Origin of the sequence: Actinocrinis sp., assembly GCF_035605935.1 — a bacterium.
Lineage (GTDB): Bacteria > Actinomycetota > Actinomycetes > Streptomycetales > Catenulisporaceae > Actinocrinis.
On sequence record NZ_DATNGK010000195.1, the window covers coordinates 1 to 7,353 of the forward strand.

6 protein-coding genes are annotated in these 7,353 nt (G+C 68.8%); 1 reads left to right on the forward strand and 5 read right to left on the reverse strand.

Annotation, left to right across the window (positions count from 1 at the left end; all coding sequences use genetic code 11):
- From VN779_RS15720 to VN779_RS15735, 4 genes are all read right to left on the reverse strand, one after another.
- The coding region (locus VN779_RS15720) for a sugar phosphate isomerase/epimerase family protein (RefSeq protein WP_325723917.1) at positions 1 to 396 on the reverse strand (396 nt) is incomplete at its 3' end.
- A gap of 36 nt (positions 397 to 432) precedes the next feature.
- Positions 433 to 1,371 (reverse strand): Ppx/GppA phosphatase family protein, encoded by a 939-nt coding sequence (locus VN779_RS15725; RefSeq protein ID WP_325723919.1) that lies wholly within the window; start codon positions 1,369 to 1,371, stop codon positions 433 to 435.
- Positions 1,372 to 1,493: 122 nt separating this feature from the next.
- On the reverse strand, positions 1,494 to 2,930 hold the full coding sequence (locus VN779_RS15730; protein WP_325723921.1) for a hypothetical protein: 1,437 nt from the start codon (positions 2,928 to 2,930) through the stop codon (positions 1,494 to 1,496).
- Between the two features lie 5 nt (positions 2,931 to 2,935).
- On the reverse strand, positions 2,936 to 3,478 hold the full coding sequence (locus VN779_RS15735; RefSeq protein ID WP_325723923.1) for a SigE family RNA polymerase sigma factor: 543 nt from the start codon (positions 3,476 to 3,478) through the stop codon (positions 2,936 to 2,938).
- Positions 3,479 to 3,631: 153 nt separating this feature from the next.
- Here VN779_RS15735 and VN779_RS15740 point away from each other — a divergent pair, with 153 nt between their 5' ends.
- Entirely contained in the window at positions 3,632 to 4,387 is a 756-nt protein-coding gene (locus VN779_RS15740; protein ID WP_325723925.1) for a hypothetical protein, read from the forward strand.
- A 72-nt stretch (positions 4,388 to 4,459) separates the two neighbouring features.
- On the opposite strand, the gene VN779_RS15745 is transcribed toward VN779_RS15740, so the two are convergent.
- Positions 4,460 to 7,240 carry a BACON domain-containing protein gene (locus VN779_RS15745; protein WP_325723927.1) on the reverse strand — a complete coding sequence of 927 codons (2,781 nt, stop codon included), beginning with the start codon at positions 7,238 to 7,240 and terminating at the stop codon, positions 4,460 to 4,462.
- Between the last annotated feature and the right edge of the window lie 113 nt (positions 7,241 to 7,353).

The window sequence follows — 7,353 nt, forward strand, 5'->3', positions numbered from 1 at the left end:
TCCGGCGACGAACTCTGCCGCGTACTTGGTCTGCCAGACGAAGGGCGGGTGCACGACCACGGTGTTCGCGCCCAGCGCGTCCGCGGCCTCGCGCGCCTTGACCAGCTTCAGCCACGGGTCGGCGCCCCACACCCGCTGCAGGTTGAGCCAGAACAGGCACGGCGCGTGGACGGCCAGGATCGGCAGGCCGAGCCCGTCGCGCAGCCGGCGCAGGGAATCGATCGACTGGCTCACCGGATCGTTGGTGACCATCACCTCGACGCCGTCGTAACCGAGGCGCGCGGCGGTGGCGAAGCCGGTGGCGGTGTTCTCCGGATAGACCGAGATCGTCGAGAGAGCGACCTTGGGCACGGTCACCCTCGCCGCCTCACCGCTGCTGCCGACTGCCCATGTCACGTGACCGAGACTACCTGTGCCCGAGACCGCCTGTGCCTACAGCCACTCGTCGGGCAGGCCGTCGAGCCGTCGCAGGATGACGCCTTCACGCAGCGCCCACGGGCAGATGTCCACGTGGTCTGTTTCGAACAGATCCAGCGCGGCGTCGGCGACGATCGCCCCGGCGAGCAGTTGGTTGGCGCGGCCCGGGGACACGCCGGGCAGGCCGGCCCGCTCCGCGGTGGTCATCCGGGCCAGCTTCGGCAGCCACTCGAGCAGATCCGCACGCGACAGGCTGCGCGGCACGTAGAAACCCTCGGCGCTCGGCGCGGCGCCGGCGACCCTGGCCAACTGCCGGAACGTCTTCGAGGTCGCCACGACTCGATCGGGCCGCCCATAACGGACCAGGTCACCGACGACCCTGGCAATCCCGCCGCGCACGTGCTTGCGCAGCGCTCGCACCGACTCCTCGTCAGGCGGATCGCCGGGCAGCCAGTCTTTGGTCAGCCGCGCTGCGCCGAACGGAGCGGAGCGGGCCACCTCGGGCATCTCGTCGAACCCGGAGGCCATTTCCAGCGAGCCCCCGCCGATGTCGAGCACCAGCAGCCGCCCGGAGGACCAGCCGAACCAGCGGCGCACGGCGAGGAAGGTCAGCTGCGCCTCGGCCTGCCCGTCGAGCACGGCGAGGCCGAGGCCGGTGCGCTCGCGAATCTCCCGCAGGATCTCCTCGCCGTTGGTCGCTTCGCGGATCGCCGAGGTGGCGAAGCCGATGAACTCCTCCACGCCCTTGTCCTCGGCGATGCCGACGCACTCGGCGACGAAGGACTCCAGCCGTTGCGCGCCCTCCTCGGTGATCCCGCCGTCCTCGCCGAGCAGTCCCACCAGGTGCAGATCGATCTTGTGCGAGAAGGCCGGCAGCGGACGCGCGCCTTGATGGGCGTCCACCACCAGCAGGTGCACCGTGTTCGATCCGACGTCGAGAACCCCTAGCCGCATACCTAAGAAGCTAGTGGACGGCGGACCCACCCGCTGCCACCTGCCCCGAATAAGCCGTGTCCGTGTCCACAGGCTGTGGACACGGACACGGCCCCCCGATGCGGTAGCAGTCAGTGGTGTGATCAGTTGAGCAGGACGGTGACCGGCAGCGACGCGGACGGCGAGTTGCCGATTTGGAGGTTGTACGAGCCGGGTACCGGGTGCACGAGTGAGACATCGATGGCCGCTGTCCCGTTCGACAGGTGGTACTGCCCGGACAGATGGTTCGCGGACGCCGGATCGAGCTGGAGCCGGAATGTGAACGTCGCGCTCTGCCCGGCTTGGAGATCGAACGGCGGCGTCGGCACGGCCGACGAGCTCAGCAGGTAGTCCATCCCGCTGCCCTCCGTGTCATAGAACAAGGTTTTCCAGGTCCCGGTGGACGCGTCCCGCAGCCGAAGCTCACCCAAGGGCATCGTCGGGACCGGGGCGTTGGTGCAGGAGCAGTGCCCGAGCGACACGATTGGCGCGAGGTTGCGGAGTGTGTCGTCGCTGTTGTTGGTGACTGCCACCGTGAATTCGATCGCACTGCCGCCGAGATGCACCGTCGCCGATCCGTTAGCGGTGATAGTCGCCGCAAGCGGATGCGTTGTCGCCGGGCAGTGGCCCCCGTACACGCAAAGGTTGGTTTCCAGGTCGGCGAGGAACGTCAGGTCGTTGTTCTGCTCGTCGACGGTCGCGTCCCCGGACCCGCCCATCCAGACCAACTCCACCACGTCGCCGCGCTGGACGAAGAACTCGTGGTTGTCAGCCGGAATGTTCGCCGGCTTGCCGGGATTCCCCTGAGCCGTGGTGAACGTGTGCACCGAGGCGTAGCCGTCATCGAGCGCTTCGGTCTGTCTGACCGTCCCGGTCATCGGAACGCCGTCGGTTCCGGTCGATTGCTCAGGGCAGTGTGCGTAGTCATTGCGCATCGTGCCGAGCGCCTGCTGAGCGTCGGCCGTGGAGGGGAAGAAGAACAGGACTTGATCGGCTCCGATATTCGTACCGGCCGCCGTCTCGCTGTAGCTCCTTTCCTGGTAACCGAGCGCTCCGAGGTGCGTCAGGGTGTCGGCGGAGTGGCAGGAGTAGAACCACTGTCGGTCCGCGGTGTGGATCGTGGGCTGAGTCGTGCCCGATGTCCAATCACCCGGACCCACCGGGAATTCGCTCTGCGGAGTCCATGCACTGGGCACGATCGTGTTCAGGTCGCCGGTGACGCCGGGCGGGCTCGGGCTATTGCTTGGCGAGTTGGACGCGCTCGGACTGGGGCTCGGTGAGGCCGGGGAGTTGCTTACGGTCGGCGTCGGTGTCCCCGAGTTCGTGATCGGCTTTGGCGCGTTGTTCTGGTTGCCGGCCAGGGCCAATGCCAAGCCCGCCGACGTGCCGACGAGCGCGACGGACAATACGCCCGCCGCGAGCTGCTTGCGCACGGTGCGTTGCTGTCCCCTGCGGCGCGCCGCCTCGGCGCCGGATGGGTTGGTGGATACCGATGCCGACTGCGCGATATCAGACAACAGATTCTGGAAGCTCTCGGCCATCGGTCCTACTCCTCTCCGGCTTCGGTGCGTTGGCCGGATCGGCTGCTCCCGGCGCTGGTCGACGTCTCGGCGAACTCGGACACATAGGGCGCCATGGCTTTGCGTCCTCGGGACAGCCATGTCTTGACGGTCCCGGACGGCGCGGCGGTCTCGTCGGCGATCTCCTCGACCGTGAGGCCGACCAGGTAGTGCAGCACGATCGCGCGACGCTGGTCGGCGGAGATGCGGCGCAGCGCGTCCATCAACACCAGGTGATCCGGGTTGAGGCCGGGCAGCTGGTCCCGGCCCGCGCCGTGGTGGTGCTGCGCCAGCAGCCGGTTCTTCGCCTTTCGGCCCGCGGAAATAGCGATCCGGTAGGCCACCGTCCTGATCCAGGCCTCCGGCGCCCCGTACTCGCGCACGTTGTCCCAGCGCTGCCAGGCCCGCGCGTACGCCTCCTGGACCGCGTCCTCGGCTTCGGGCAGGTTCCCTGTCATCGCGTAGAGCTGGCCAACCAATCGCCGGAACGATGCGGCGTAGAACTCGTCGAATCCGAGCTCGCCCCCCATCGCGCCCTCCCCCGTTTTTGCTCATCGTCCGCCGGCGCGTGTGACACCGTCGACAGGCTCACGCCCGGCAGACCGCCGAGGTTGCATCGGTACCGGAGAATTTTCCGGCGCGGCGGCTGGTCGGCTCCGGCAAAGCGCTCTTAGGCTTTGCTTGTGCCTGAAGTACCGCTGGATTTCCCCCGAGCCTGGGTCGAGTTCCCCGATCCGGACAATTCCGAGCAGGTGTTCCGCGCGGACCTGACCTGGTTGTGCTCGCGCTGGCGGTGCATCTGGGGTTCCGGCTGCCAGGGAATCCATGCCGGGCGGGCCGCGGACGGCTGCTGCACCCTGGGCGCGCACTATTCGGACTCCGCAGACGAGAAGCGGGTCAAGGAGGCGGCGCGCCGGTTGACCCCGGAGACCTGGCAGTTCCATGGCGAGGCGGTCAAGCGCGGCGGCCGGCTGTCGATCACGGAGACCGATCAGGACGGCGACCGGCAGACCCGCGTGCACGAGGGCGCGTGCATCTTCCTGAACCGGCCAGGCTTCGCGGGCGGCGCGGGCTGCGCGCTGCACGGCCTGGCCCTGCGGGAGGGGCGGCATCCGCTGGAGACGAAGCCGGACGTGTGCTGGCAGCTGCCGATCCGGCGCACCTACGACTGGGTGGAACGCCCGGACGACAGCAAGGTGTTGCTGATCACGATCGGCGAGTATGACCGGCGCGGCTGGGGTCCTGGCGGCCACGATCTGAACTGGTGGTGCACCGGCAACACGGAGGCGCACATCGCCACGGAACCGGTTTACGTGTCGTACGCGGCTGAGCTCGCGGAACTGATGGGCCGAGCCGGGTACGACGCACTCGTCGCGTTCTGCGAGGCGCACCTCGCGAGCAAGGCGCCGGTTGCCCGGCACCCCGCCTCACCCGAGTGACCGCAGTATTCTGAGTTTCCGCTTGGTGGTCTGAGCCTGAGCTCTGAGCCCTGATGTCGGCTGGTTTTGTCGCTACCTGGGACCGGCAGCGTGTCGTGGCGAATGCGGTGCGGACGACTGCGAGCCCTGCGATACGGGCGAGGATGACGAAGCCGGGGACGACGGGGACGCGCTGGCGCTTGCGCCTCCGGCAGGCATCGTTTGCGTCGGGCGCACCGCGGAGGGGCCGACTGCGCCCCCCGACGCGCTCGGTGTGGGCGTGGGAGTGGAGGTCGACCCGGCCGGCGGGCTGCTCGGCGGGGCCGAGCTCGTGGATCCGCCGGACGCGGGCGGACTCGCGGGCGCGCTGGAAGGGTTCGAAGACCCGCCGTGCAGCGTAACGACCGCACCGCCCGGCGAGAAGGTGATCGTGCTCGTCCATTGCCCGGAAGGGGCTGCGCTCGTCGCGGTGGCGGTGATGGTCTGCGACCGTCCGCCGGCGATAGTGCCAGAGCTCTGACTCAACGCGACCCATGAGTCGTGCACCGCGGCCCGCCAGGCGATCGGCGCAGTGCCGGAGTTGCGCAGCACGAGGGTCACGCTGTTCGGGTCCGCGTCGCGCTGATTGACGCTGACGTGGAAGTCGGCGCCGTTCGCTCCCGGATTTGACCCGGACCCGGGCGTTGAGCCGGGCGGAGTGTGCACCGTGCCGCCGATTCCCGTTGCCGGTGCGCCATTCTTGCCTAGGCCGCGGGTAGAGGAGGAACGCTCGCTCGACGACGCGAGCGGGAGCGACGGCGTGCTCACGGAAACCGTCAACCCGCCACCACCCGCAGCGCTGATCGGGTCCTGCGACGGCATCGAATCAATGAGCTGCGACGGGTGGCCGTCTGACGCGATGCCGAGCAGCGCCGCGGTAGCCGCGGCCGCCGCGCCGACCGCACCGAGCGTGACGGCTGAGATCATCGCTTGGCGCATCGGCCGTGAGCGGTGCTGCGCCCGGGGTTTGCCGTCAGGGCCACGCGGCGCTTCGGGCGTGGGAGCGGTGAATCGGGGCAGCCGCGCGGTGCCTCCTGCGTGCGAACGGACATGGCCGCTCGGGCTCGGGCCGACGGCCGATCTAGCGTGCGCATTCACGCTGACGCCAGCCATGCCTTCGATGTAGGGCGACTCGGTGTAAGGAAGCCGAGTGCGTCCACCTGCGCCGTTGGGCCCTGCAGGCGCGCGGTAGGCGAACCGGCCAGTCGGAGTCGAGATGAATCCGTCGGCTGCGGAGCCGTCCTGCGCGCCTCGGGGCGCAGGACGTGGCCCACTACTCGAGGCTGGCCGCCAGTCCATCACGGAGTCTGGTGGCAACACGCGAGCAGCCCAGCTTCCCGGCGCGCGATAAACTCCGGGAAAATCAGTACCCTCACTCGGTCGCCGCGAATCGTCGCGTGACGCGGTGCTACTGACATCGCGCTCACGCTCACCGCTCGGCCGTTGTGCATCAACGCGCGGCCGGTTCACGCCGGGAACCCTGCGCGGCAAAGCATTCTGCGCTTCCGGAGCTTTCGCGCCGCGGTCGGCAGAGGGCTGATCCGCCACGGCAGCCGCCGCCTGATCAAGGGCTGAATCATTAGTCTGACGCGCCCGCTCCGCGGCAACCGATGCCCGCACCGCACCGCGCTTGGTTTCCGGACCGGTGCCTCGCTTTGGTACCGCACGCCGTCCGCCGCGTCGACGGACTGCCGACGACTCATCCGCCATCGGAAAGCCGTCCGGCGTGAAGGACTGAATCCGTGCCGCAATGCGGTCGTGATCGATGTCGAGGCGCAGCGCGAGTTCTGGATCGCGCAACTCGCTCAGCACGATCTCGCGCAAGGCACGTGGCGCCGCGACGAAAGGCAGGATGGTCGGCGCGGCCGGCGTGCCGATGACAGTGTGCAGATAGTGCTGGCACCGCGTGCAGCCGTCGACGTGGTCGGTCAGCGGCGCGCGCAGCGTCGCGTTGAGTCGTCCCGACCAGCCGAAAGTCAGCTCGGCGAGCTGCGCGCAGTGCTCGGTCGACGCCTTTGCCACCGCGACCGCGGCGAGCGAGCGCTCCAGTTCCCGCCAGGCGTCCGCGAGCATGCCGAAACCCTGAGATCCGATGGAACCGAGTGGCGCATCGGCGCCGCGACTAGACCGCCCGGACTGCGCCGAGCGGGCGGACTGGCCGAGCCCAAGCACCAGGCCCAGGCCGTGACTGTCGAGGCCGTGCCGGATCGTCAGCTCTAGGATCTCCCGGTGCGCCGGGGCGAGGCCTTCGGACTCGGGCCATTCCAGCGAGTGGAATTCGGCACGCCGCAGGTTCCGCTCCAGCGAGGCCAGTGAGCCGCCCGGGTCAGCGGCGCCTGCCGGCGGCCGTAGCCGACCGGAGACCGGGCTCGGTGATGAAGAAGCCGCAAGAGATGTCGAAGAAGAGATCGACGATGCAGCCGCGCCCGAGGGCGTCGAACCATCCGAGGCCTCGCCCGGCATCAGGGTTTCGTCCGTCGACACCGAAGGCGATGACACGCCACGCAGCGCGCACTCGCGCCGCAAGATCGCGTAAAGCCACGGTTGGATGTACTCAGGCTGCCGAAGCTGCCTCACGTTGCGATCGGCAATGACGAACGCGCAGTAGAGCGCGTCGACCGCCTCGTCGTGGTCACGCAGCGACCAGATCGCGTATGTGTGCAGGCCGTCTGCGTAAGCGTCGTAAGCCGCAGCTCGGCCCCAGCCGTCGCCCGCGTCACCGGTTGGCCGGATCGGCTCGGTGCGCAGTGGTCGATCCAGTAGGGCAGGCGCACCGGAAGCCGTAGCGGTCGCAGCAGTGGTGTGCCCCCCGCCGCTTGAAGAGTCAGCGTTCACACGGCCGAAGGTAGGCGGCGCCGCACTCAGGCGTCCCGGAGACGCCTACCTATCGCCCGAGTGAGTGACAACGCATGACCGTATGTCCACTCATACGAGTGAGCTTTCCGGAA

Coding starts and splice junctions, on each gene's coding strand:
- VN779_RS15730 (WP_325723921.1), bottom strand. CDS start 2,930: ATGGCCGAGAGCTTCCAGAATCTGTTGTCTGATATCGCGCAGTCGGCA.
- VN779_RS15735 (WP_325723923.1), bottom strand. CDS start 3,478: ATGGGGGGCGAGCTCGGATTCGACGAGTTCTACGCCGCATCGTTCCGG.
- VN779_RS15725 (WP_325723919.1), bottom strand. CDS start 1,371: ATGCGGCTAGGGGTTCTCGACGTCGGATCGAACACGGTGCACCTGCTG.